The following is a 26828-nucleotide window of genomic DNA, read 5'->3' as shown; positions in this document are numbered from 1 at the left end:
ATCTCATTTGGAGTAGGGGTGAGGATGATGTTTCCCAATAATCTGAATTCGTCCAAGGAAGATGAAGCCAAAAGAAAGTACGAAGAGACTCAGAGGGAGATTGAGGGTCACAGCCGCTCAGGTCTGTCCAGCTACATTGTCGATTTGCTGATTGCAGGTGGATTGGTTGTCGCTGTCCTCACGGTGTTGATGTGGATTCTGTACCTTTGATTAGATTAATAAACAAATTCGAATAACCGGTACCGCCTATTAAGGCGAACCGGTTATTTTTAGTTTGGATCAGGTGATATGGCGCTGCCCTTAGCCGTTTGCGGATAAACGATCCGCACCGAGTGCAAGCCTTTCCAACAGCTCAGAGAGCAATGTCTTATCATCTTCGCTCAGACCGCTGACAGCACGATCTATTTTGTGTGCGTAGCCTGGATAGATCTCATCCATCGTACGCTGGCCTTCCTCAGTCAATTCTACGAAAATGATGCGTCTATCCTGCGGACAGTGTTTCCGATGTAAAAGCCCCTTTTGCTCCAGCTTGTCAATGACATAAGTGACATTCCCGCTCTGCAGCAGAAGCTGTGCACCGACTTGTTGAATGGGCTGTGCTCCTTTCATATATAACACTTCGAGCACCCCGTAAGCGGTGGGGTTGAAGCCATGCACTTTGCTTCCGGATACAGCGTGTTCATTCACGCTCTTAAATGTCTGGGCCAAGGTGCGGTACAGATGAAGAGAACGTTCGGTTCCGATTTCCTGTAATTCCAGCATACTGATCCCGCCTTTTCAGATTTATTGGAGTTGATGAATTTACATTTGACGATTCAGAGGTTCGCCATATTTCTATTGTAAGCATCTGTTTGCACGAAAAACATGCGATATGTCACAAGATTTGCATTTTTAGCAATTAAAATTTAATCATTTTTCGATTTGTCAGTGTACATAGAAAGTAGATAATAAGTTTTTCATTTTTAAATAAGTTATGGAAAAATCATCCTGAAGGCGCCGCGTCCTATCCGTCTCTGGCAGGAGGTGGGAGCTCAGCCTGCTCTCTATAATAAATTCATATCATGAATGGGTTGAGGGCGGAGGAGAAGAAGGATGACAAGTGGAGTAACGATGCAGGAACGAAGATCGCTGAAGCACAATCGATCTTTTACCACTTTGATGGCTGCGCAGGCCATCTCCAATTTGGGGGACTGGCTGCACCTGCTGGCGATCCTTACGCTGGTCGGCATTCGCTGGAATGCTACACCGTGGGAGATTACGTTTACCACGCTCTGTGCAGCATTGCCTGTCTTACTTACAGGTCCATTTGCAGGGGCTCTGGCGGACCGGTTCAATCGGAAGTGGCTGATGATCGGTGCAGACGGTGCGCGAATTGTGATCGTGGGAGGGCTTATTTTTGCCGATCAAATCTGGCATGTGTATGTATTGCTTATTCTCAAGTCTTTATTCGATGTGGTGTTCTCACCAGCCAAGAACGGCAAGCTTAAGGAGATTGTGCCGCAGGAGCAATTGGGGCAGGCGGTGTCGATCAGCTCGGTGATTGAACAGATGTCCAAAATCATCGGTCCGGCCCTTGGCGGGCTGTTGGTGGCTGCTTTTGGAATTATCTGGTGCTTCGTGTTGGATTCCGCTTCCTTTCTGATCTCAGGCATTATTTTGCTATGGATTCCTGGAGCGCGAGTGATCCAATCTTTGAATCAGAACGTAGAACAAGTAAGGGAAGACAGAGCAGATGTTGCTCAAGCAGGTAAAAAAGCTACGTTTATGAAAGATACAATGGAAGGCATCCGCATGCTCGTATCTCTTCCTCATGTGGGAACCTCGCTGGTCCTGCTTGCTTCAGCCCTTCTGTTTCTGCAATTTGCGGATTCCCAGACAGTAGTCCTGTTCAGGCAGCTTCCCGGTATTTCAAGTGATCTGCTCGGATGGTGCGTCGCAGCTAGCGGTGTTGGAACGTTAATTGCAGTGATGAGTGTTCAGAAGTGGAAAAAGGCAGGGTATGTAATCAAGATGGGTCTTGGAACATCATTGATGGGTCTTGTCATTGGTGGAGTAGGAATGATCGTAGGAGTATGGCCGCATGCTGGTCTTGGCGCCAATTTGCTGCTGATATCGTTATTTGCCTTGGCAGGTGTGGGGGTTGGGTTTGCCATTGTTCCGTTCCAAATTCTACTTCAGGAGCAAACGCCTGAATCCATGACGGGGCGTGTGTTTGGAACGGTTGGTAGCATCATGACAGCCAGTAACATCATGGGTCCGGTGGTAGGTGGCTTTTTGGTGACCTCATTCGGAGTTATTCCGGCTTTTATCAGTTCAGGCATTTTGCTAACGCTCCTTGGCGTGATTTATGTAGTGATTCGCAGGCAAAAAAAGAACGATATGGACGGGAGTCTTACAGCAAACTCCATCATTACAGGTGAGTGAAACGAGTATACAAATATGTGATTCTCACTGTAATATAAAGAAGGCAGGGGATCCAGATCCCCTGCTTCTTTTCGTTTATTATAAAATTATGTTACCGCACGACTGAATGGTACTTTAATATATTTGCTATGCTTTCAAATGAGTGCTTGCCCTCTGCAATATTGACCATGAACTCTACTGCATATTGATGTTCCATTTGGAGATGGTAACCATTCAGCATCAAAAACGATTTGGTTACGAGATAAGCTGTCCGTTTATTTCCATTATGAGAGCAGTGATTTTATCATTATACAAAAGCATAAAATGATCAAACATTTCCTCACGAACTCGATTACAATATCAATAAAGAACCGAACAAGCACCTGACAGGACAGGGAGTGAATGATATGGAAATCGAAAACGAAGATACAGGCGCACAGGAGTCCATATTGGACGTACATATTACGGAAGCAGGATATGAGGCGGGGCAATCCACGATTAGGAACATCCGATTACACGTGGCGCCAGGGGAACTGGTGGGTATTATCGGACCGAATGGGGCTGGCAAAAGCACGACCATCAAAACATTACTTGGTCTGCTTGAACATGCAAAGTATGAAGTAACCATTGGGGGAGACGGACGTTATGCCTATATCCCGGAACAACCTGTTTTTTACGAATACATGACCCTGTGGGAACATCTCGATCTGGCAGCGGCTGCCTATGAGATGGAGGAAGAGGTCTTTGTTGCCAGGGCGGAGGAGATGTTGGTTCGTTTCGGCATGGACCACGTTCGCAATGATCTTCCGGCTAGTTTCTCCAAGGGGATGCGGCAGAAAATGATGCTGATGATCGGCTTCCTGTCCTCGCCAGATGTATATATTGTGGACGAGCCTTTCATCGGACTGGACCCACGCGCAACCAAAGATTTTCTGAAGTTGTTGGACGATGAGCGCCGCCGTGGTGCGGGTGTTCTTATGTCAACGCATGTACTGGATACCGCTGAGCGAATCTGTGATCGGTTTATACTCATTCAATCCGGGCGCTCAGCTGCCGAAGGAACACTGGACGAAATCCGAGCAGCCGCAGATTTGCCGGACGCCTCGTTGTTTGATTGTTTTGACACACTGACATCCTAACCGGGAAGGGGGGGAGAAAGATGGAGACCTCTCGTGCATATACGCCACTTGGTTTATATAGACGCAGACGCAAGGAGCAATTCAATGAACAGTTAAAAAACCTGAAACTGGTAGTAGACTGGACGGTATGGGTATACCTGCTTATTCCGGGTCTGCTGTATTTCAGCGGATGGTACGTGAGTTTATGGTCCAAACCACTGCCCTCCTGGGCGACCGGATTAACGCTGCCTACGCTGACAGGGCTGATCGACATCATTATGCTTACAGGTGGAATTCTTATATTTATAGAGGAAGCGGATGTGTTGTTCCTGAAATCAAGGTCGCTGTGGATGCGTACATTGATGAGACAGGGGATCTATCGGGCTAGTTTGCAGCATTTGGGTAAAATGATTGCAATTACGGCGTTGACCTCACCACTATGGTCCCGTGTGTATGACATGTCATTTATCCATATCGCACTAATAGCGATTTGGTTTGGCGCAGTAGCTTCATTCCAGGTCATTGTACTCCATATGACGAAAGTACGTTATATCGGATGGAGACGCTGGATTCGCATGATCCCTTTAGCAGTTGCCATGGGCATTATCACGATTGGGGTAACATCCTGGATGCATGGACACATCTGGACACTGCTTGCAGGCATTGTGGCCGCAATCCTTCTTCTCATTATGGTTGGCCGAATGAGGCTGGAGATGAAGGGAACCTTTGAGGGCGATGTGCGTGAAGATTTAAGAGAAAGGCTAAAGTTCACAGCCCTTTTACTGAGTCGATCCGTGAACAAGCCGAAAGCGCCGCGCACCCGGACGATCATATTCCGCAAGCAGCGCAAGTTGCTGCGTCATCGAACGATCTCTAATCGGACAGCTGAGACGGCGTTCAAAGCATTTTTTCGTAACTCTTCGACCATGAAATTGTACTTGCAGCTTGGCGGCCTTTCGATTGCTGCTGTTGCTTTACCGCCTTTCCCGGTCAATGTAATCGTCTGTGGTTTGTTGGTCATCATGTTGAGCGTACTTTTCTATCGTTCCTGGGAGGTATTTGCAACCTCGGACTATGTTCAGCTCGTATCCTACGATTCGGAGGAGTTAAATCGTGCAGGTGTGACCATGGTACGGATGTTGTTTGTTCCGCTGGGGATTTTAATGGGGTTCTCACTGGGGGCAGCTTGGCTAGGCTGGTTGGAAGGTATCGTGACGGCTGCGGCTGTCGTAGCATTCGGGCTGTTCGTCCTGTCTATAACAGGCTGGATTCGGTACATCCGATCCGCCTAGTTGATATTCTTCCTTGTACAGTAGCATATCAGATGAAGTAACTGACCATGCTATAGGAGAAGGATCTTATGATTTTGAAGGTAAGGGATCAGCTCTCGCAAGGAGGAAAAAAATTATGATGGATGATAGTGAACTTCAGGTACATTTCGCAGACAATGCAGCGCTGCTGGCGGCGCAGGCAACACTGGAGGAACTGGGGTATAAGCCATACCAGTCAGGACCGCTTGAATTGTACATTCCTACAGATCGCCAGGATACGCAATCTGCCGTGGAAATCGTACAGTCACATGGTGGAAGTGCGGTGTTTCTCTCCGAAACAGATGGATTGGATCAGTTTCAGAATATATCCATTCCGGCTCATCTTGTGAATGAAGATTGGAATGAAGGTTATGCGAGCGGCGGCCAAGGGAGCAATCCCGAACAGGAGATGTCTAACCGGGATGAAGATCCGACATTCGATGATTCAGTGGATGGTTTCTCGGGCAGTGTGAAGGCGTAAATGCAACAGGGGCAACGATGATGCTTGCCTTGTTGGTGACAGTGATTCTGGATTGCATACATCTCAAAAAAACCTCGATACCCTGCCGATAGCGGGATGTCGAGGTTTTTTCATGCTCTTAATAACCATACGTGATGTGGAACCGGAATCGGTCCAAGAAGATCCTATGTTCAAATCATGAGCGAGCGTTTTTATACTCTGCTGCATGCATGCCAGCTGTGTACCCCGTAGAGAAGGCAGCGGTAATATTATAGCCTCCCGTGTAGCCATGAATATCCAAAACTTCACCGCAAAAGAATAGTCCTGGCAGCAGCTTGGATTCCATTGTTTTGGGGTATATTTCCTTTAAGTGGATTCCCCCGCCAGTAACAAAGGCTTCTTTGAGAGAACGAGTTCCGTCTACGCGGAAGGTAAAATCCTTCATTAACCCCACTAATGTATTTAACATACCTTTGGGGAAATGGTGGAAAGTAAGATCTTCGCTGATCTCTGCACGCTTCATCATCAATGGAATCATGCGCTCAGGAACCCATGTTTTGAGTATGTTTTTGACGGCCTTTCGGGATTCTTGCTCCAGCACCTGCTGAACCTGGGCTTCCAAAGCACCGGGGGACAGATCCGGGAACAGATCAATACTCATCATGACCTGAGGATTCCCAGATTTCATTTGCACCTTACGAATAAACTGGCTGCAACGAAGCGCGATCGGTCCTGATACACCGAAATGGGTGAAGATCATATCTCCGCGATGGGAGATAACCGATTTGCCTTTGGCATCTAGAACAGATAACCCGACATCCCGCAGGGACAAGCCTTGCAGTTCTTTGGATTGAATCCAGCTCTCACCAGATACAATCGGCACTTCCGTCGGATACAGCTCTGTAATCGTATGTCCAGCCGCTTCAGCCCAAGGATATCCATCCCCGGTTGATCCGGTTTGTGGGACTGATTTACCCCCGGTAGCGATAATAACAGAGCGTGCAAGTATCGTTGTGCCAGAAGCCAGCTTTACACCCTGCACGTGTTGACCGTTCTGAATTAATTCCTTAACCGGCTGTTTGGTGCGAATCTCTACCCCAAGGGAAACAATTTTGCCTACCAACGCATCAACGACTGTTTTGGCTTTATCGGTTACCGGGAACATTCTCCCGTTATCCTCCTCTTTCAGGGCAATACCGAGATTTTCAAAAAAACGCATAATTCCCTGATTGTCCAGATTCTGAAACGAACTATATAAAAAGCGTCCATTGCCCGGAATATGCCGGATCAATTCATCCGTCTCCTTGGCATTGGTCACATTGCAGCGACCGCCGCCAGAGATCCCGAGTTTACGGCCGAGTTGATCTCCTTTATCCAGCAGTAGCACCGAGGCTCCATGCTCAGCAGCGGAGACACAGGCCATGAGGCCCGCAGATCCACCGCCAATTACAATGACATCATACATGCGTTATTACCCTCTTTTTTCATTGATTTTGTCTGTTTTCCGAAAACCCTGTCTACTCCTGCCTGTTTATGAAACAATACAAATGTATTAGCAGTTCTATTATGCTGTCTTAAGGGATATATTGTAATATACTGTCGCCTATGTTTTAATCAGAAATACATGAGGGAATGTGCAGGCAGAGGAGGGAGATGGCATTGTGGTTGCGTTAAAGGACATTCTTTTACAAATACTGCTTGCAGGAGCTGCGGTATTCCTGATTCCATTATTGCACTTGGGGCTTTCCAGGCAAGCAGTCGCCAAGGCAGGATATCATAGGATGGTACAGACCAGTTTTGCCGCGACCAGTGTGGTGAGCATGTTGCTATGTCTGCTTTTTGCCCACTATGGCAACCCGGTAGCAGTCCCTATCTCCTTGGGCATTGTGCCCCTGACGCTCGTCATATTGTATTGCAGGCCTCGCATAGGCCTAACGCTGTCTCTTCTCCAGATACTCTTCTATTTTCTCTTTGCGCATCCCTATAATCTGTACGGATTTCTACTTCAAACGGGCATACTTCTCTATCCTATTGTATGGTTGTCAGCCAAACGATTCAAGCATAATACACGTTCACGCAAAATGGGGACAGTTATCGCCTTAATAACGGCAGAACTGGTTGTGTCCAATGTTCTGTATATTCCATTAATGGAAAGCCAACCAACATTCTCAACAGTACAGTGGGTATTACTAGCGCTGGGATATACAATCGGTGCAGTTCTTGCTGGAAGTCTTAGTATGCTCTGGATTGAACAGATACAACATCACCGGGGGCTTGAGCAACATTTGTCCGAAGTTCATCATAGATACATAGCCGAAACGGAAAAGCTTAACCAAATTCTGAATGCTGTTCCTTTATCTATCGCAACCGTAGATAAAGAGGGGACCGTGCAGTTCGTCAACGATACGATGGAGCAAACGGCGCGGGATCAATTGCCTTGCACGACAACACCTGATTTGATTGGGCAACCTGCGAGTCAGTTTGTCGAACAAGCCCAGGCAGACAAGATGGAGAGCAGTATTCGTAAAGCCATTGTTCATGGAGAAGTGAGTGGACTTACGGTGCGTTACGGTTCAAACGTATTTCAATCCCGGACCGTTCCCATCTACGCGTACTCGGCAGAACTGCCAAGAGAAGCTATCGGAGCCATGTTGATCATTCAGGATATTACTGAGCTTGAAATGCTGCGAAGCGAGCTCGATAATGTGGATCGCCTTAGTCTTGTAGGGCAAATGGCCGCAAGTATTACCCATGAAGTACGGAATCCGATGGCGGTTGTGCGTGGTTTTCTTCAATTAATGCAGGAAAAGAGTCCGGAGTCCCTGGATCACTATTACCGGATCGTTCTGGAGGAGCTTGATCGGGCGAACAGCATTATTAATGATTTTCTGTCATTGGCTCAGAATCGAATTGCCGAGAAGGAAGAATCCCAGCTGCATGATATCATCCATGAACTAAGTCCTTTGTTATGGGCTGATGCAAACCTGCGAGGTCAGAGTATTGAATTTATGCTGGCTCACAATGTGCCGAAACTGCATCTGAATTCAAAGGAAATTAAACAAGTGGTGCTTAATCTGGCTCGTAACGGGATGGAAGCCATGAATGAAAAAGGGGTACTTACACTTGAGACCCGGTTGGTGGATGACACCGTGGAGCTGTGTGTGCGAGATACTGGCCCGGGTATTCCTAGAGTGAAGCAGGAGAAGCTGTTCGAACCTTTTTTTACGACCAAGGCCAAAGGAACCGGACTGGGGTTATCCATGTGTCTGAGCATTGTCGAACGGCATAACGGAACTATTACCATTGAATCGGAGGAAGGGCAGGGTACAACTTTCAAAGTTGCATTTCAACGCTGAACTTCAAGCATGTTTTGCCAAGGAATGAGACATAATATTGAAGGAGAAGCCTTTCCGCAGGCGGTGTTTGAACCTTGCTTTCATTGATTAGGGATGTATAATAGGAATAGCACAAAAGCATTTAATTTTTTAAATAATAGAACTCACATGTTTAAGGAGTGAAACCGAATGTCTATGTCATTTGATCAATACATGAAAGATATGGTTCAACCGATGCGGGATGATCTGACTCGTTTGGGAATTCAGGAGTTGCGTACTCCAGAAGAAGTTGAAGCAAGTTTGCCGGATGCCAAAGGTACTGCTCTGGTTGTTATTAACTCGGTCTGCGGATGTGCCGCAGGTCAATGCCGCCCAGGTGTATCCCAAGCACTTCAGCATGATATTACACCAGACCACCTGTACACGGTATTTGCTGGTCAGGACAAAGAAGCTACAGCGAAAGCACGTGAATACTTTGCACCGTATCCTCCATCTTCACCTTCCATCGCTCTGATGAAAGACGGAGAACTCGTTCACTTTATTGAGCGTCATCAAGTGGAAGACCGTTCTGCGGAGGAAATTGCGGCTGAGCTCACAAGTGTGTTTGACCGTTACTGCCGTTAATTAGCTCAAGCAACGCCCCGCCTTTCGGATGACCGATGCCGGGGCGTTTCATTTTGAGCAAATAGGGTTATTGAACCATTCGGACCTTTCAAAATGGACATCAAATTTCATTAATTTAGAAACGGGGTGTGTGAACGATGAGTTTGCAACAACAGATCATCGCTGAATTGAAGGTTAAACCAAGCATTAATGAAGAAGAGGAAGTGCGCAAGCGCGTTGACTTTCTTAAAACCTATGTGAAAAATGCCAATTCCAAAGGATTGTTAATTGCAATCAGTGGCGGGATTGACAGTGCTGTAGCAACGGCGCTTTGCAAAAAAGCAACGGACGAGCTTACAGCAGAAGAGAATAAGGAATACAAAACGCTGGGTGTATTCCAGCCTTACGGTGAGCAATCGGACATTGACCATAGCTATGCCGTGGCCAAAGCTTATGACCTGAAGCATGTCGTTGAAACCAACATCGAAGATGCAGTTAACGAAATCGCACTGGAAGTGGAGCAAGGTTTCAAATCCATGGGCAGCCCGCGTCATATGACTCACCAAGGCAAAGGGAACGTGAAAGCGAGAACCCGTATGGTGATGCAATATGCTCTGTCCTTTGAGGAAAACCTGCTGGTTGTCGGAACAGACCATGCTTCTGAAGCCATCACGGGCTTTTACACCAAATGGGGCGACGGAGCCGTGGATATTACACCACTGAGCACCCTGAACAAACGTCAAGTGCGTCAGCTGGCTGCGTATTTGAACGTGCCACAGGCCATTTTGGACAAGGCTCCATCAGCAGGACTCTGGGAAGGCCAGACCGATGAAGATGAACTGGGCATTTCGTATGAAGCGAACAGTGACTATCTGGAAGGTAAACAGATTGATCCGGCTGCACAAGAGCGTCTGGAAGCATTCTACACACGTACCCATCACAAACGTAATGCCATTCCTGGCATCTAATATGGATTGCAAGCATGCCATGATATGGACAATGCAAGCATCTGAACAGCAAAGAGTCACTGCATAAGGCAGCGACTCTTTTTGTTATGCAAGATTAGTTAATCCAAGTTGCGATCTGACGAAGTGTTTCTGCGATCGCCTGCTCAAGCTGCGGCGTCGATTCCTTAAATGGATGCACAGTATTAAAAGTATGATTTCCGCCGGGAATCTGGTGCCACGGGATATCCGGGCGAGCCTGAACCAGTGCGGCCGAGCCGTTACGCAGCCGTGTTCCGTCCTCTGTTCCCTGAATAAGTGCCACACGCAGAGGGGAAGAACCCAAACGATCAATGATGGCGTAACGATCCTTATGCTTGTCCAGATCTTCCAGAATGGACACGTCCAGAGGCATCTGCTGGCCGGTTCGCCCGTTCGTGACATGGCTGCGGCCCTGTGTGCGCATTTCTTCTTTTTGTTCAGGGGTAAAGAGATCCAAGTTGGTTACACCGTTCCAGGAGAGTACGCCTGCAATCTGTTCGGGATGATCCAGTGCGTACACCAGGCTTACGCCTGCACCGCGGCTATGTCCAAGTAGAAATACCGGCAGGTCGCTAAATTCTGGCTGTGTGAACACATAATCAAGCAGTGTTGACAAGTCGGCAAGCTCTCGGCTGTACGTATTGATTGCAAACTTTTCAAGTTCAGAAAATTGCTCCAGATCTTCTCCAACTCCGTTGTGAGAGAAATTGAAGGTCAGGACGTGATAGTTCTCGCTTAGCTGGGATGCAGTGTAGGGGAACATGCCCCAGTCTTTGAAGCCTTTGTAACCGTGAGCTAGGATAATGATTCCTTGAGCGGGTTGCCGTGCGGTGAATATATTTCCGCGAATGACGGCATCTCCGCCAACAGGCAGTTCAAATGCTGTGGACATATCTTATTCCTCCTAAAGTTTCATCTATTTCTGATTCATATTTTAACATAAATGGTAATGTGGACGAAGGTGCTCGCATCCGTGCGCGCCTCCTGCTACAATAGAATACGTGTTCGGATAAGTTACGGATCAGATGACCGAATGGAGATCGTTTACAGCATAAAAGGTTAAGCGGGTGAAGCGTTGATGATATATGGCATTGGAAACGACGTGCTGGAGATTGGGCGTATGCGCAGGCTGTTGTCAGGTCAACACGCCGAAGCGTTTATGAAGCGGATTTTAACGCATGCAGAGCGAGAGATTGCGGATCATCGGGGCAAACGGATGGTAGAGTTTGTATCCGGTCGATTCGCAGCAAAGGAAGCGGTGTCCAAGGCGTTTGGCTGCGGCATTGGAAGCATGATGAGTTTTACCGACATTGAAGTGCTGCCTGACGCGAAAGGGCGTCCCGTTGCCACACTTTCTGCTGAAGCATGGGAACGACTGCAGCTGCCGTACGGCAAACAGTATGATATTCATTTGAGTATTACGCACCAGACGGAGCTGGCTGCGGCCTTTGCTATAGTAGAGCAGATGGGGAAGACGGTACCCGGATCTGAATAGTAACAATGTGGGAGAACGTGTGAAGAACGTAAGCATGGTAACAGGAGAGGACGGGAATATGGGTTTATTGGAACAGAAACGACATTTCAGCGTGAATTTGCTGGATTGGTATATGGTCAACAGACGAGATTTGCCGTGGCGTCGCCACAACAACCCTTATTTTACGTGGGTATCGGAAATTATGCTTCAACAGACTCGGGTGGATACGGTGATTCCGTATTTCAATCGTTTTATCGGGAATTTTCCGACCGTACAGGCTCTGGCTGAAGCACCGGAAGAAGATGTCTTGAAAAATTGGGAGGGACTCGGATATTATTCGCGTGCCCGCAATCTTCAGGCGGCTGCCAGACAAGTCATGGAGCTGCACGGTGGGGAGATGCCTCAGGACAAGCAAGCGGTCTTTGCGTTAAAAGGGGTGGGCCCGTATACAGCCGGGGCCATTCTCAGCATTGCCTTCAACCAGCCGCAGCCAGCGGTGGATGGCAATGTGATGCGGGTTCTGTCCCGATACTTCCTCATTGATGAGGACATTATGAAGGGCAGCACCCGGGTGTTGATGGAAGAGCTCGCAGGAGAGCTCATTCCGGAAGGGCGTGCGCGTGATTTCAATCAGGCGCTGATGGAACTTGGCGCGCTGGTGTGCACGCCCAAAGCGCCGCACTGCCTGACTTGCCCGGTCATGGAGCAATGTTCCGGCCGCATTGCCGGACGGGAGCTCACGCTGCCGGTCAAGACCAAGGCGAAGCCGCCGCGCCCTGAGCAGCGGCTGGTCGCCATTGTGGAGGGCCGCGGTGCTCATCGCGGCCGTGTGCTTGTGCGCCAGCGCACAGCGACGGGCCTATTGGCCCGCATGTGGGAGCTGCCGCATGTGCTGGCGGCACCCGCCGCAGCCGGCAAGAAGGCGGGGCCGCTGGCAGATGAGCCGGCCATGGCTTTGCTTGCCGGCAGTCTGTGGGCGGAAGGCTTCGCTGCCCGCCCGGAAGGGCTGGCTACCCATGCGGAGCATGTGTTCAGCCACATTGTCTGGAGCCTGCAGGTGTACAAGTGCACTGAGCAGGACCAGAGTAACGAGCTTCCGCTAATCGCTGCGGAAGCCAGAGCCGCCTACGATGCACAGGCAGCTGCCAAGGAAACCACTGCTCCAGCCCAAGCATCGGAGCCAAGCATGATTGATGAAGCCAATATCTCAGGCTCATTTGATGAGCAGGGGGAGCCGTTGTCGGCAATTGCCGCAAGTGACCCGGCGCATGATGTAATGAGTGGTAAAGGCGATGGCCTAATCTATCGCTGGATTGGTCCGGAAGATATGGACAAAATGGCATTCCCCAACATTTTTCTGAAGCTCATCAGCAGTTATTTTGCAGGAGCATATGACGATGTTAGTGAGTAATGGGTGCCTGCCATACCAATATTAAATCAACCAACGTGCAACAAACAAAAGCACACAAAAAAGAGCCTGATCCGGTCGCTTTGACCAAATCAGGCTCTTTAATTATGCTGGCAGTCTTATTTCGCTGCAGCGTAACGTTTGTTTACTTCATCCCAGTTGATTACATTCCAGAAAGCACCGATGTAGTCAGGGCGTTTGTTTTGATATTTCAGGTAGTAAGCGTGCTCCCATACATCCAGACCCAGAACCGGAGTCAGACCTTCGAAGAGAGGGCTGTCTTGGTTAGGTGTGCTAGTGATGGACAATTTGCCATCTTTACCAACTACGAGCCAAGCCCAACCAGAACCGAAACGAGTTGTAGCTGCTTTAGCGAAATCTTCTTTGAATTTGTCAAAGCCACCCAGTTCGCTATCAATTGCTGCTGCGATGTCGCCAGTTGGAGCGCCGCCGCCGTTAGGTCCGATGATTTCCCAGAACAGGCTGTGGTTAGCATGTCCGCCACCATTGTTGCGAACGGCTGTGCGGATACCTTCAGGTACGCTGTCAAGGTTAGCAATCAGATCTTCCAAGCTTTTACCTTGCAGTTCAGGAGCGCTTTCCAGAGCTGCGTTCAAGTTCGTTACGTAAGTATTGTGATGGCGATCGTGGTGAATTTCCATCGTTTGCGCATCAATATGTGGTTCCAGTGCGTCGTTAGCGTAAGGAAGTGCTGGTAATTGAAAAGTCATAATGAAATACCTCCTGAGATTTTTGAATTTTTGTTAAGGTCAGCATTTTGCATAATTCAATTCGAATCGCTTCCGATACAAGTTCTAGACGAATAGGTTCACTTCGATCTATATCTTGCTGAGTGAAAGTCGCTCACAGGATTTATGCAAATTGCTCAGGTACCTATGTAATAATACCCTTGTCACTAATATTAAACCGCATTCGGGCTAATTAAGCAACATTTTTGTTTATTAAGTCCCCCCCAGACGTTAATCCATTCATGGGTCAGAGATAACAAACATATTTTACCCATTATGAAACTATTTATGTGATTTTAGGGCTTTGAATAGAGGAAAAGTTTAATATTCGGATGTAAACGGTTACAATTAAGCGCTTTCAAAAGAAAATGCGTGTTTTATGGCGTAAAGTATGGTTTAATTGACGGAGAAGCGGTATTTTCTCGTTTTTTGTCATTATATGAACATTGGGTTTTTGGTAAAAAGGGGAGCCCCTTTTTGTAAAACCTCATCTAAGCTAACGAAAAGGGAGATTTAAGACATGCACGTTCGTTCCTTTCAGTTGAGTGATGCAAGCCAGATGACAGAGCTTCTCCAGGTTGCACTATCGGAAGAGTGTTATGAGAACACGATGGGCCCGTTTGCCCGTCAATTGTCATGGGATTCTGACCTGATCATGGTTGCGGAAGAAGAGGGAGACCTCGTCGGCGCTTTGATCGGTACGATTGACCACAACCAGGGATGCATCTATCGTATTGCGGTCCATCCAGACTATCGTCGCCGCGGAGTCGGCAAAAAACTTGTCGAGGCCATGGAACAAAGGTTCCAGCAGCGTAAAGTCAGTCAAATATGGGTGGCGGGTGATGAGCACAACAAAGTAGCCATGCCTCTTTATGAAGCAATGGGTTACGGTGCCAATCAGATTATGAGCGCTTTCCAGAAACTCAGTATTTTGTCCAAAGCTTAGTTTGCAGGGTTAAAAAAGAAATATAACAGATTTTCATTTCATATTAGGCGTATCTTTCAACGTGTAACAACGTGAGGGATATGCCTTTCTATTTATATGGGTGCTATTCACCGATTATTCCCCTTTTTTCGCCACTTCTGAACGCCATTCCATTTAAATTAATCCCTGGTTCAACTGTTTTAATCTCGTTGTTATTCACCCTTCAAGTTGTATTGGTGCTCATAACCAATTGTTTCACTCTTGCAAATGAAGTAGAATTGAAAGGATTATGATCACTCAATTTTGGTAATATCAGAACATATAAACGCGGAACGCCAGCTTCCTGATATTTTTAAGAAAAACGTTCACTATATACAATCTGTCTTCCTTGAAAGTTTGTCGATCGACGTTTTTTTTCACAAAATGGATAAACGAGGTGTCTCTTTGAACTCCAATAATCTTTCAACGGAGCATGTAGCTTCCAAGGAACGAAATGGTCCGGGAGTGCCTGATCCACCGGGGAAATCCTGGGGTGCAGAGCTTTGGGACTGGGTGAAAACCATAGTGATTGCTTTTGTAATCATGATGCTGTTGAACCTGTTTGTATTCAATCTTTCGATGGTCAAAGGTCAATCGATGCAGCCGACGCTGGTTGAGCGGGATCGTCTGTTTGTAAATAAAATTGTATATGATTTTGGGACACCGTCCCGATCAGATGTTATTGTGCTTCGTGATCCAAGCGAAGGTGTGGAGAAAAAAGATTTTCTGGTCAAACGGATTGTCGGACTTCCTGGAGACACAGTTGAAGTAAGGGACCATCATTTATTCGTGAATGGGGAGCAGCAAGCCGAAACGTACACGGATACGGAGGTTCAGGACCCTGATTTTGGACCGATTATGCTGGAAGCGGATCATTACTTTGTAATGGGAGATAATCGTCATGAAGGCAAGAGCAAGGATAGCCGTGTGTTTGGCAGCATTACTTCCAGTGAAATTGTAGGCAGGGCGGAGTTTATTTTTTGGCCGTTCTCAGAAATTAAAAAATTGTAAAATGTTAGCAGGACAAGGACAACAACTTCACGCTGCATTTTGCGTTAAACGATATAGACTCGGTTTCTTTTTAGCTCCGGTATGTCCGACTTGTATATCGAAATCAGCGCCTGTCCTCCCACCTGAGGCGGGCGTTCACTATTTGCGGAATTAGCGTGGAAGAAGAGAGGGAATAGATATGACGAGTGTACAGACCGGAGCAGCAAAGGAAGCAGCTGTATGGGAGAAGTTAAAACAAGAGATTAAGGCAGCTGCTCCCGAGATGGGTATTGATGATATAGGATTTGCTTCGGCAGAACCATTCGTGACCTTGAAGTCCATTCTGGAGCAACATCGGGCGAAAGGGTTCGAGTCCGGATTTGAGGAGCCTGATATTGAGAAAAGGATACGTCCAGAGTTGAAAGATGGCGAGCCTGCTTCGCTCATTGCGATTGCCGTGGCTTATCCATCGAAGATGGTTAATCCGCCGAAGTCGGAGCCGGGTGCATACCGTGGTATTCTTGCTCGTTCCGCCTGGGGTCAGGATTATCACCAAGTCCTGCGTGCAGCAATGGACAAGCTGGTTCATTTTATACGTGAACGCGTACCTGAAGCCATGATTGAAAGTATGGTAGACACGGGGGCGTTGGTGGACCGTGCTGTTTCCCAGCGTGCGGGGATTGGATTCAGTGCCAAGAACTGTGCCATTATATCGCCCAAATTCGGTTCATGGATCTTTCTCGGCGAACTGGTCACGAATATCCCGTTTCAGCCAGACAACCCGGTGACCGAGGATTGTGGTGAATGTACGAAGTGTATTGATGCCTGTCCAACTGGAGCACTGGTCGGGCCGGGACAACTGAATGCACAGCGCTGCATTTCGTTTGTGACCCAAACGAAAGGCTTCGTGGATGAAGAGTTTATGCTCAAAATTGGCAACCGTCTGTACGGTTGTGATACCTGTCAGATTGTTTGCCCGAAGAATCGGGGTAAAAACTGGGACCACCATCCTGAGTTTCATCCCGATCCGGAGATTGTAAAACCTTTGCTGATACCGTTGCTAGACATCGGTAACCGTGAATTCAAAGAGCGATTCGGCCAAAGTTCCGCCGCTTGGCGGGGCAAGAAGCCAATTCAGCGCAACGCCGTAATTGCCCTCGGCAATTTCAAAGACAAAACCGCTGTACCGAAACTAACGGAGGTACTGAAGCGTGATCCGCGTCCCGAGCTGCGGGGAACTGCAGCTTGGGCGCTGAGCAGAATTGGAGGAGAAGACGCAATGAGAGCCATTGGGGAAGCTGCCGCTAACGAACAAGATGGGAACGTGCTAAGCATGCTGCAGAAGGCCAAGGAACGACTGAGTTCATCCGAGACCTTACCCGATAAGCCTCAGGCAGAGCCAAAGAGCAACGATAAGCCTGAGGATCAGAAGGAACAGAATAAGACACCCGAACAGGAAAATGGGCAGACGACAGAGCCTGCCAAACCAGAAGCTGCAGCATGGAAACCATCAGCCGTAACAGGTCTGCATGGTACGCCGGTATATTACGATGAGGTGCTAACACCGATCGGTACACTTACGCTCTGTGCGACGGATAAAGGCCTGTGTCATATTGATTTTGGTGCATTCCATGTGCGCGAGGCGCATTTGCAACAATGGGCTCGTACATGGATTGGTGAATATCGATATGAGAAAAATGAAGAGAAGCTGAGCGAAGCTGCACAACAGTTGAAGCAGTATTTTGCAGGAGAACGAAAAGCGTTTGATCTGAAGCTCGATTTGTTTGGAACACCATTCCAGCTACAAGTATGGCAAGTCCTGTCCGATATATCTTATGGAGAGGCCTCAACACACCAACAGGTTGCGGAAATCATCGGCAGACCCAAAGCTGTTCGCGCAGTTCTGGATGCTATTAGTAAAAATCCGATTCCGATTATTATTCCCTGTCACCGCATCAGCGGTAAAGACGGAACCCTGGTGGGTTATGTAGGCGGGCTGCAAACCAAAGAGCAATTGCTCACCTTGGAGCAGCAATCGTAAGAGCGGGGGACGTTCATGAAGTATGTTAACGTGGAGAGCGTGGAGGCGGGGGAGCTTCTGGGCAAAACCATATATTCCGGCAACGGCACGGTGTTGCTGTCTGCCGGAGTCCAGCTCACCGTATTTATGGTTAATACGCTGAAGCGTATTGGCGTGACCATGCTGTACATCCAGGATGAAGCATATAAAGATGTGGATACAGAAGACATTCTGGATGAAGCCACGAAAAAGGCAGTAATTAATGAAATGAGTGTTACGCTCGATTCTATCCGTTCCGGCAAAGACTGGAGCCCGAAGAAGGTCGCCATCAGCATAGATAAATTGTTGAACGATGTTCTGAACGGGCGTGAACTGCTTGTTCAGCTCACAGACATTCGGACCAAAGATAACGCACAGTATGTTCACGCCATGAATGTATGTTTGCTGTCTTCTGTCATTGGTCTGAATCTGGGGCTTAACTATGTGCAGCTCAAGGATCTGGCCGTCGGAGCTCTATTGCATGACATCGGCAAAGTGGGGGAGCCACCTGGCAGCGGTTCAGCAGCAAACTCATCCCTGCATCACACGTGGAAAGGGTTCGAGTTGATCAAGTCCAAACGGGAGTTCAATCTGCTTGTGGCACATACGGCTCTGCAGCATCATGAGCATGTGGATGGTACGGGACTACCGAGGGGCATTCAGGGAAAAGACATTCATCTTTTCGCTAAAATCGTCAGTGCAGCTAACACGTATGATAATCTGATCAATGGCCTTTCGGGTAGAATTATGCTGCCACATGAAGCCTGTGAAGAGATGATGGCGATGTCTGGCACGAAGCTGGATCGTGACATTCTGATCGAATTCAACCGGAGTGTGTCCGTTTATCCGAATGGAACAGCAGTTCGATTGTCTACCAAAGAGACCGGAGTCATTGTGCGTCAGCACCGGGGTCTGCCTGGTAGGCCGGTCATTCGGGTGGCACGTGGCAGTACACGTTATGATCTGGATGTGATTGAAGTGGATCTGGCTCAGCATACAACCGTTTTCATAGAGGCGGTACTGATGTAACTTATACGGATGCTCCTGAGAGATTTACTGAATGTTTTCGATCTGTTTTCTGGATGTTAAATTCAGCGTATAGCTGGAAAATCCGTTTGCTCAAGGCGTGCGGAAATGCTATGATAACTTTCAGGAAATCCGGTGCGTGTCATGTTTGCATCGTGAGCGTATAACATCATGTGCTGACACGGATCATCAGGCTTTTTAGATTGCATACAGAGGTGTCTAAGAGATGGAAATAGCAATACCGATTATTACATTGATTGTTGGTCTGGTCGGAGGATTTTTTATTGGGGTATACTACTTGCGGAAACAGCTTGAGAAAATGCAAAGCGATCCCGACATGCTCCAGAAGATGGCGAAGCAAATGGGTTATAACCTGAACGGTAAGCAAATGCAGCGCGCCCAGCAGATGATGAAGAACCAGCAGCCAGGCGCGAAGATGCCTCAGCCGCAACAACATCCTGCGCGTAAAAACTCGGGCCGCCGAAAATAATAGCTGTGAGCGAGCATTTTGCAAAATGCTGGAGTGAATAGCTGCTTACAGTATGTGGTTCGAAAGGAGGCGTTCGGCAGTGGCTGGCGTTAAAGATTATTTGAATTCAAAAGTATCCGACAATCGGGAGAAGATCGAGTATCACATTGAGCAGATCTTGCAATTGATCGGTGAGGATAGTACGCGGGAAGGGCTGCTAGAAACGCCTGCACGCGTAACCCGGATGTATGAAGAGATTTTTGGCGGGTATGAAGTGGACCCGCGCGATGTACTTGGTGTGACGTTTGACGAGAATCATGAAGAACTGGTCATTGTGAAGGACATTGTCTATTACAGCCAATGTGAACACCATATGGCGCCTTTCTTCGGTAAGGTGCACATTGGATATGTGCCGAGTGGCAAAATTGTGGGATTGAGCAAAATGGCCCGTCTGGTGGAGGCAGTTACCCGCCGCCTGCAGGTTCAAGAGCGCATTACCTCACAGATTGCCGATATTCTGACTGAGGCGGTAGAGCCGAACGGTGTCATGGTTGTCGTGGAAGGCGAGCACTTGTGCATGTGTTCCCGCGGCGTGAAGAAGCCGGGCAGCAAGACGGTTACATCTGCTGTACGTGGTTCTTTCCGTGACAATCCGGCACAGCGTGCTGAATTCCTGTCGCTGGTAAAAGATTAAAAGTTCGGGCTCATTCCACACGTTGGACAAGCCAGAAGCGTTGAATCCTTCGGCACCATCATGTTGTTTCCATTTCATTCGGCATTTTGCTGAATCTGAAATGGCAGTATAGATGCTTGTGCCAATGGAAGCTTTCTTAAATAAGCCGTGTTCCCTGGGGAACCGGCTTATTTATATATTATTTTTGCATTCATGAGGATACATAAGGGTCATGTAACTATTTCAATTCATCCAGATTAGTTTAGTCGGAGGCTATCTTATATGAGTGTACCGTCCAATTCAGATCAACCCGGATCGCCGGGAGCAAAGCAGCAGATGCAGCTGGATCATTCATTGCGTCTGCAAATTTGGGAGACACCGTTGCTGCGGCACGGGAGCAGTGTGCTTGAAGCATTTGCTTGGGAAGAAGTCATGTGCCGCCGGGTGGGAGAGGGCCAATTGCCCGTTGCTCATATATGGCGGCATCCAGATGCCTTTGTAGCAGGATTGCGGGATCGGAGGCTACCACAGGCGGTAGAAGCGATGGAACGCATTAGAAGTCAGGGAACAGCGGTCTGCGTTCGTCCATCCGGTGGTGCAGCAGTTCCCCTGAATCCAGGGGTGGTTAACGTATCTTTAATTTTGCCTAACCCTGGACGCGCCATCAATATTCACGATGATTTTCGGGAGATGGCCTCACTGATTGCAGAATCGCTAACACCTTGGTCAAGTCAGGCACGTACGGGGGAGATCGAAGGCGCCTTCTGTCCTGGCGATTATGATGTCAGTGTGGGTGGACTGAAATTCTGTGGTATTGCCCAGCGCAGACAGGCCAAGGCTTATATCATTACGGCCTTTATCATCGTGGAAGGACAAGGGGACCAATTGGCAGCCGACGTGCGTAAGTTCTATCAGGATGCAGCAGACGATGCCAGTGAAGGATATCCGGATGTTCGGCCCGGAACGATGGCGAGTTTGCAGGAACTGGCAGGTGTCCCTTCTGCTGCGGCGTATACAGCCTCGCTGGTACGTACACTGCGTCAGCGTTTTCCCCTGGCGGAGACGAGCCGTGTGTTGAGCGTGGATCGGGAAGCCGTTAGACGGACGGCTGAGCAGATGAAACTGCGTTACGATTAGGTTCAGAAGCTTGGACTTGGAATTGGGTAATAGAGATGATATGATGTGATTTCGGAAGGAGAGTGTCTACATGGAAACTTTAAGATATACGTACTTATATGAGGTCATTTCAACAGGCGAAAAGTCTGAATTTAGCCAAATGGCTACAAGCAAGGAAGAAGCAGCTGCCCTGATCGTTGCGCGTATCGCTGATCTTGAATTTACAGGTGAAGAAGATATCAAGCTGGGCGATCTGATCGCAATTAGCAAACAAGTTGGCGACAACTATGTTGCCTGTGAGGGTTGCGCTTCCTAAGGTAAACGCTCTGCATAGTGGGCCTCAAATGATAAGCAAGTCTCTAGTATAGAGGCTTGCTTTTTTGTATCTGTATTCGATTTATTCGATTCAGGTGTGCCTCGCTGAATAATAATTGCACGGGAAGAAATATGTTCATTTGAAGGTGGTTTTGCGAAAATGCGAGAAAAGGCATATTTTCACGAAAAATGCAGATAAATGTTCAGAATCGGTTCAGAGCTGATAGGTATAATCTTCCTACACAGAAAGAGAAGGGAAGATTCGAACATGCGAAAAAAGGATCACCAGAAGCGCTCCAGGCTCCTGAGACGAATAGGGATTGTGATAGTAACATTTCTTATGGTCTTCGGAATGCTGCCAGTTGTATTTCAACAAGGTGTCGTACAGGCCAAGAGTTGCTATGATCTGACGGAAAAAGATTCTGATAATGTTGAATGGAAGCTCATTAGTACGCCTGAAGAGCTAGCTTGTGTGAGAGAAGATTTAAACGGTAATTACAAGCTGAAGAATGATATTTCTGAAGCAGCCATGAGCACGTTTTTGAATGGGGGATCTTGGTCACCGATTGCCATTGAAGTAGAAGATGAACTTATACCTTTTACAGGCAGGTTCGATGGGAATGGTTACTCGATCTCCGGTTTGAAAACGACGGATGAGAATCAGAACGATGTGGGGCTGTTCTCTGTATTACAAGGTGCTGAGGTTAAAAATCTTATATTAAACGATGTTTCTATAAAAGGAAATGTGATCGTAGGCGGACTTGCCGGACGGAGCATAGAGTCGCGTATTGAAGGGGTCCAAATCAGTGGAAATATACAAGGGAATATGAGAGTAGGCGGTATTTTAGGATTATCGGACGAAAGTGAATATATAAATAATAGCACTAATGTCGCGGTGACCGTCTTAGGTGAGGATGGCGACTCACTCGGGGGACTTGTTGGAGAAAGTAATAAGGGCATAATCATTGCAAATGTTGCTGAAGGTATAGTGAGTGGTTACGAGGCTATAGGTGGACTGATCGGAGAGTCGAATGATAATTTCATTCGTCAGAGCTACACTTCAGGACAGGTGACGGGTAACTACCAGGTAGGCGGCTTGATTGGCCAACTTAATTATGAATTTAGCCACACTATTGAGAATAACTATGTGGTTGGTTCAGTCAGATCTAATGCTACAGGGAATAATGATTTTTCTGCTGAAGCCATTGGCGGACTGATTGGTGAAGTGAAAAAGGGTGATGGACCAGCCTCCGCAAAAATCAATATTCAACATAATTATATGGCTGCGTCTATGGATATCGTTGTTCCTGATAATTCATCATCACCCATTGATGATCAGACGATAGGGTCAGTCATTGGTAATCTGAATGATCCAGAGAATCAAGTTATCTTTACTAATAACTACTATGATTTAGCCAAGAGTAGTACGAGCCAGCAGAATGGTTCTAATTATGCAACGGGTCTTACTATTGAGCAGATGAAACAACAATCTAATTTCAATGGATGGGATTTCGATGGAGTTTGGACAACTCGTAACAGGATCAATGATGGGTATCCGATCTTGCGTTCATCCAAGCTTATGAATGCACCAACTCCACCACTGCCCGATCCTACAATAGATTATCTGTATCCATATCCTATGAATGGAACAGTTACTCAGTCTACATCTAAAGTTAAAGTGAAGCTTAATGAAGCTGGTAGATTTTATTTTGACAATCAATTGTTTGATGAGGAAATCGTAGGACAGTCTGACGAAGATACTAAATTACATGCCTTAGCTAATCTATCTTATGTTGATTTAGAAGCCAATGAAGAGAAATCGTTCTTGTTCACAGGACTGGACGAGAACACGTTGTATCGCGTGTTCCTGGCGGTAGAAGATAAGAATGGTCAGCTTAAGAACATGGGAGATCGGGGATATTCAACACTTGCAAACTCAACGCCTCTTCCACAAAACGTAGTGGCTTCACCTGGTGATGGTCAGGTTGCCATTGAATGGACTACAGAGCCAGAATTAGATTATCGCGTGTATATGTACCAAGGAACAGCAGCGCCTGAGGATCCCGATCTGTGGACGGATGTGACGGACAGTTACAGTGATGGACATATCAGTGATCTGACAAATGGACAGTCCTATGTATTTGCAGTTAGATCGTATACTTCCGATGAAGAAAATTCAGATTATGTTGCATCTAACGTTTTGATCCCGCAAGAGGAGAATAATAGTGGTGGTGGATCTAATCCAGACCCAGACCCAGACCCGAACTTTCCTGTACCACAGCATGTAGTAGCAACAAAAGGTGAGAAAAAGGTTACGTTAACTTGGGATCCAATCATGAACGGATTAGCTTCGGTCTATATGTACGAAGGTTCATCAGCACCAGTAGATCCTTCACAATGGGTACTTGTTACTTCTAATATTTTGAATAGCAGTTGGGAAATTAATGATCTTAGAGAAGGAGAAAAATATATTTTCGCTGTTAGAGCTGTATATGAAGATGGCGTATCCGAATATGGAATTTCTAATTCAGTGAAGATTAACATAACTCCATCCAATCCAGAAACGCCAGGTAATGGGGGAGGTGGGGGAGTTATTACTCCAACTCCTGTAACGCCAACAATTCCACAAGCTCCACAGAAAGAAGTAATCAAAGTGGATGTAGCGAATGGGGATCAAGCTTCAACGATCGCTTCCTTGGAGATTAAACGTACTCGAGGAACAGATGGTACGGTTAAGGATGAACTTCTTCTTGATCAGAGCAAAACGCAAACCATTATCGACCAATTGAAACAGACAGGCTCCCGTACAGCGGTTGTCTTGATTCCAGACGCAAAAGATGAAGTATCACAGTGGGATCTGAGGCTCTCTCCACAAGCGTCAGCAATGCTGGCTGAGCAAGGAGTGAATCTGGTTATTTCCAATCCTAATGTAAAGATTACCATTCCGGCGAATTCCTTGAACGGACGCACAGATGATATTTATTTCCGTCTTGTACCGGTGAAGAAGGAATCCCAACGTTCAGAGATCCAAACGAGAGCACAGGAGAATGAGTCGATCATCCAATTCGTAGACACAACGGATATCCAGATCATTGGACGTCCAATGACGATCGAAACGAATCTACAGAGCAGACCTGTTACGCTCATATTGCCTTTAGATGCTAATCAGGTTGCAGGTGTGAAGTCTGAGGAGCTAGGTGTATATATTGAGCATAGTGATGGAACGAAGGAGCTTCTACACGGCAAACGGGTTACCCTAAACGGTGATAATCAGCAAGGCGTCGAGATTGAAGTAAACAAATTCAGTACTTTCTCCATTGTTAAGGTCAAAGACTGGACAGACAACACATTGAAAGCACAACCTTATATTCAGGGGTACACGGATGGCAGTTTCCGACCAGCACGTAATGTAACTCGTGCGGAAATGGCAACATTAATCACGCGTATTCTGGGAACATCTGCTCTTGAGGGAAGTCATGAATTTACAGATGTAACATCCAGCCACTGGGCACAGGCGTCTATATCAGCAGCAGCCCAATCCGGTTCTGTTAAAGGTTATACAGATGGCAGCTTTAAGCCGGATCAAGCGATTACCCGCGCGGAAATGGCTGTCGTGTTACAGCCGTTATTAACATCTGATCAGATGACTACTGCGCCGACAGCATTTAACGATATGAACGAGCATTGGGCGCAACAAGCAGTAGAACAATTAAGTTCGGCGGGAGTAGTTACCGGATACAAGGATGGAATGTTCCGTCCAAGTCAGCCGATAACCCGCGCTGAAGCTGTTACAATGCTGAATAAGCTGATCGGTCTACAAGCTGAAACGAATGCGGCAGGACATTGGTCGGATGTACCTGCCACACATTGGGCTTATGAAGCGATTGAGGCAGCTTCTATCCGCAAGTAAATAGTTGTATTCAAACTCAAAGAGATATCTTTCAGTCATTCGGCTGGAGATATCTCTTTTTTTACATCAACATATAGCACCATGGATTCAATGCGCTCCAGAGTACTCCCTGATGCTATGCTTAGCCCGAGAATCCTAATAAGGCGGCCATAACAGCTTGCGTGCAGTTTCATAACGTTCCGCCACAGCTGGCCAGTACACAACCTTCCACCAGTCCTCGATATATTTTTTGCGTTCATTCTGGTGTTTCAGATAGTAGGCATGCTCCCATACATCAAGCGGCAGGAGAGGCACAATGTCGGACTGAGATAAATTCTGGTGTTTCTCCGCTTGTAAAATTTCCAATCTATGCGCCCGCGGGCTCCATACCAGCATGGCCCATCCGCTGCCTTCTACTTTGTTGGCGGCTTCGGTAAATTGATTCTTGAACGCTTCATAGCTGCCAAAATCCCGCTTGATCTGCTCTGCGAGCATACCGGAAGGCTTGCCTCCGCCTTTAGGGTTCATGATCGTCCAGAAGATCGTATGCAGGTAGTGGCCTGCGCCATTAAATGCGAGTTCGCGTTCCCAATGTTTGACGAGTTCAAAATTATTCTTTTTCCGCGATTCTGCCAGCTTTTTCTCCGCGGTGTTCAGTCCGTCCACGTAGGATTGATGGTGCTTGTCATGGTGTATGCGCATCGTCATCTCGTCAATATGTGGTTCCAGCGCATTGTAGGCGTAGGGTAGGGGTGGCAGTGTGTGCCCTCCAATAGGCACGGGTTTCTCCTTGACCGGCGCAGCTGTAGAGTTGGTTGTGTCCTCTGCATTTACATCGGGAGACTGTACAGTCGCTGAAGATTGTGCCTGCAACGCTGGAGTGGAGTTATTGATTTTTCCCGCAACATTGGACGATTCTTCTACAGCTTCACGATAGGGCTGTTCGGAAACGGGCGTTGAAGCAACTTGTACTTGTACGTTGGGATCAGACACCAAATCTCGCAAAGCTCCAGATTGTTTCAGCGTTTCAAGTACCCCCAGGAAATACTCGGATTCACGTATAAAATGCAGAATAACCACTTTGGCAATCGGCACTTGCTGAACAGCAGTACTTTGCTCCAGCAGGACGTACAACTGTCTAATGAACTCTCGCGATTGTGTGCAGGCAGCCGCTACGAGTTGTTCAATGCAGCGGATGATGTAAGGAGCAGGCGGCTGGGTTCCAGGCAGTATTTGCTTCAACAGCTGATTCGCGACTCGTTCGCTATTCTCAAAGATCGCTTCCCATTCCGCAAGCCATTTAACATAAGAGGGTTCAAGATCAGGGACCAAGGCACGAATGACAATCGTATGTTCCTTCTCTTGCTCTTTCCAGAAACGGACTTCTTCGAGTATCCGCAGAGGAAGCAGATGCCCATATCCATACCAATTCATAAGCGGTAAACCTCCGTTCAGATGAATTTGAATTCAGATCCAGCAGC

Annotated in this window: 24 protein-coding genes; 19 read left to right on the top strand and 5 right to left on the bottom strand. The window is 47.4% G+C overall.

The window, feature by feature from the left end; genetic code table 11:
- Positions 1-27 precede the first annotated feature (27 nt).
- Positions 28-210, top strand: a complete 183-nt coding sequence (locus MHB84_RS09860; RefSeq protein WP_063567815.1) for a hypothetical protein — start codon at positions 28-30, stop codon at positions 208-210.
- Positions 211-300: 90 nt separating this feature from the next.
- Here the strand turns inward: MHB84_RS09860 and MHB84_RS09855 are convergent, their stop codons facing one another.
- Positions 301-762 (bottom strand): MarR family winged helix-turn-helix transcriptional regulator, encoded by a 462-nt coding sequence (locus MHB84_RS09855; protein WP_024632985.1) that lies wholly within the window; start codon positions 760-762, stop codon positions 301-303.
- Between the two features lie 330 nt (positions 763-1092).
- On the opposite strand from MHB84_RS09855, the gene MHB84_RS09850 reads away from it, so the two are divergent.
- From MHB84_RS09850 to MHB84_RS09835, 4 genes are all read left to right on the top strand, one after another.
- A complete protein-coding gene (locus tag MHB84_RS09850; protein WP_076290500.1) occupies positions 1093-2424 on the top strand; it encodes an MFS transporter in 1332 nt (443 codons plus the stop codon).
- Between the two features lie 386 nt (positions 2425-2810).
- Positions 2811-3542 (top strand): ABC transporter ATP-binding protein, encoded by a 732-nt coding sequence (locus tag MHB84_RS09845; protein WP_076290499.1) that lies wholly within the window; start codon positions 2811-2813, stop codon positions 3540-3542.
- Positions 3543-3562: 20 nt separating this feature from the next.
- Entirely contained in the window at positions 3563-4813 is a 1251-nt protein-coding gene (locus MHB84_RS09840) for an ABC transporter permease (protein WP_076290498.1), read from the top strand.
- Between the two features lie 115 nt (positions 4814-4928).
- On the top strand, positions 4929-5312 hold the full coding sequence (locus MHB84_RS09835; protein ID WP_083679009.1) for a hypothetical protein: 384 nt from the start codon (positions 4929-4931) through the stop codon (positions 5310-5312).
- A gap of 175 nt (positions 5313-5487) precedes the next feature.
- Here the strand turns inward: MHB84_RS09835 and MHB84_RS09830 are convergent, their stop codons facing one another.
- Positions 5488-6756: a BaiN/RdsA family NAD(P)/FAD-dependent oxidoreductase gene (locus MHB84_RS09830; protein WP_076290497.1), complete on the bottom strand. Its 1269-nt coding sequence runs from the start codon at positions 6754-6756 to the stop codon at positions 5488-5490.
- Between the two features lie 196 nt (positions 6757-6952).
- On the opposite strand from MHB84_RS09830, the gene MHB84_RS09825 reads away from it, so the two are divergent.
- From MHB84_RS09825 to nadE, 3 genes are all read left to right on the top strand, one after another.
- Positions 6953-8647 carry an ATP-binding protein gene (locus tag MHB84_RS09825; protein ID WP_143764777.1) on the top strand — a complete coding sequence of 565 codons (1695 nt, stop codon included), beginning with the start codon at positions 6953-6955 and terminating at the stop codon, positions 8645-8647.
- A 168-nt stretch (positions 8648-8815) separates the two neighbouring features.
- Positions 8816-9250: a BrxA/BrxB family bacilliredoxin gene (locus MHB84_RS09820; protein WP_053779648.1), complete on the top strand. Its 435-nt coding sequence runs from the start codon at positions 8816-8818 to the stop codon at positions 9248-9250.
- A gap of 137 nt (positions 9251-9387) precedes the next feature.
- On the top strand, positions 9388-10197 hold the full coding sequence (gene nadE, locus MHB84_RS09815) for an ammonia-dependent NAD(+) synthetase (RefSeq protein ID WP_076290496.1): 810 nt from the start codon (positions 9388-9390) through the stop codon (positions 10195-10197).
- A 94-nt stretch (positions 10198-10291) separates the two neighbouring features.
- Here nadE and MHB84_RS09810 read toward each other — a convergent pair whose 3' ends face one another.
- Positions 10292-11107 (bottom strand): alpha/beta hydrolase, encoded by an 816-nt coding sequence (locus MHB84_RS09810; protein ID WP_076290495.1) that lies wholly within the window; start codon positions 11105-11107, stop codon positions 10292-10294.
- Positions 11108-11293: 186 nt separating this feature from the next.
- Between MHB84_RS09810 and acpS the strand changes: the two genes are divergently transcribed.
- A complete protein-coding gene (gene acpS, locus MHB84_RS09805; protein WP_076290494.1) occupies positions 11294-11710 on the top strand; it encodes a holo-ACP synthase in 417 nt (138 codons plus the stop codon).
- Positions 11711-11768: 58 nt separating this feature from the next.
- Positions 11769-13100, top strand: coding sequence for an A/G-specific adenine glycosylase (mutY, locus tag MHB84_RS09800; RefSeq protein ID WP_076290493.1), 1332 nt, complete (start codon positions 11769-11771; stop codon positions 13098-13100).
- Between the two features lie 116 nt (positions 13101-13216).
- Here the strand turns inward: mutY and MHB84_RS09795 are convergent, their stop codons facing one another.
- Positions 13217-13828, bottom strand: a complete 612-nt coding sequence (locus MHB84_RS09795; RefSeq protein WP_024632995.1) for a superoxide dismutase — start codon at positions 13826-13828, stop codon at positions 13217-13219.
- A gap of 538 nt (positions 13829-14366) precedes the next feature.
- Between MHB84_RS09795 and MHB84_RS09790 the strand changes: the two genes are divergently transcribed.
- The 9 genes from MHB84_RS09790 to MHB84_RS09750 all read left to right on the top strand — a co-directional run bounded on the left by MHB84_RS09790 (position 14367) and on the right by MHB84_RS09750 (position 25368).
- Positions 14367-14792, top strand: a complete 426-nt coding sequence (locus tag MHB84_RS09790) for a GNAT family N-acetyltransferase (RefSeq protein WP_024632996.1) — start codon at positions 14367-14369, stop codon at positions 14790-14792.
- A gap of 423 nt (positions 14793-15215) precedes the next feature.
- Positions 15216-15821 carry a signal peptidase I gene (gene lepB / locus MHB84_RS09785; protein WP_256716869.1) on the top strand — a complete coding sequence of 202 codons (606 nt, stop codon included), beginning with the start codon at positions 15216-15218 and terminating at the stop codon, positions 15819-15821.
- Between the two features lie 178 nt (positions 15822-15999).
- The gene (gene queG / locus MHB84_RS09780; RefSeq protein WP_076290492.1) at positions 16000-17841 is read left to right on the top strand and encodes a tRNA epoxyqueuosine(34) reductase QueG; all 1842 of its coding nucleotides are present in this window, start codon (positions 16000-16002) and stop codon (positions 17839-17841) included.
- A 15-nt stretch (positions 17842-17856) separates the two neighbouring features.
- The gene (locus MHB84_RS09775) at positions 17857-18888 is read left to right on the top strand and encodes an HD-GYP domain-containing protein (protein WP_076290491.1); all 1032 of its coding nucleotides are present in this window, start codon (positions 17857-17859) and stop codon (positions 18886-18888) included.
- A 223-nt stretch (positions 18889-19111) separates the two neighbouring features.
- On the top strand, positions 19112-19375 hold the full coding sequence (locus tag MHB84_RS09770) for a YneF family protein (RefSeq protein WP_076290490.1): 264 nt from the start codon (positions 19112-19114) through the stop codon (positions 19373-19375).
- A gap of 79 nt (positions 19376-19454) precedes the next feature.
- Positions 19455-20048: a GTP cyclohydrolase I FolE gene (folE, locus tag MHB84_RS09765; RefSeq protein ID WP_076290489.1), complete on the top strand. Its 594-nt coding sequence runs from the start codon at positions 19455-19457 to the stop codon at positions 20046-20048.
- A 261-nt stretch (positions 20049-20309) separates the two neighbouring features.
- Positions 20310-21164: a lipoyl protein ligase domain-containing protein gene (locus tag MHB84_RS09760; protein WP_083679007.1), complete on the top strand. Its 855-nt coding sequence runs from the start codon at positions 20310-20312 to the stop codon at positions 21162-21164.
- A 70-nt stretch (positions 21165-21234) separates the two neighbouring features.
- Positions 21235-21459 carry a hypothetical protein gene (locus tag MHB84_RS09755; protein WP_053779639.1) on the top strand — a complete coding sequence of 75 codons (225 nt, stop codon included), beginning with the start codon at positions 21235-21237 and terminating at the stop codon, positions 21457-21459.
- Between the two features lie 267 nt (positions 21460-21726).
- Positions 21727-25368, top strand: coding sequence for an S-layer homology domain-containing protein (locus tag MHB84_RS09750; protein WP_076290488.1), 3642 nt, complete (start codon positions 21727-21729; stop codon positions 25366-25368).
- A 135-nt stretch (positions 25369-25503) separates the two neighbouring features.
- On the opposite strand, the gene MHB84_RS09745 is transcribed toward MHB84_RS09750, so the two are convergent.
- Entirely contained in the window at positions 25504-26781 is a 1278-nt protein-coding gene (locus MHB84_RS09745) for a Fe-Mn family superoxide dismutase (RefSeq protein ID WP_076290487.1), read from the bottom strand.
- Positions 26782-26828 lie beyond the last annotated feature (47 nt).

The sequence above is a fragment of the Paenibacillus sp. FSL F4-0087 genome (assembly GCF_038020215.1).
Classification (GTDB): domain Bacteria; phylum Bacillota; class Bacilli; order Paenibacillales; family Paenibacillaceae; genus Paenibacillus; species Paenibacillus taichungensis.
Note: the sequence above shows the minus strand (reverse complement) of the source record. Positions and strands in the feature narration are given on the sequence as shown.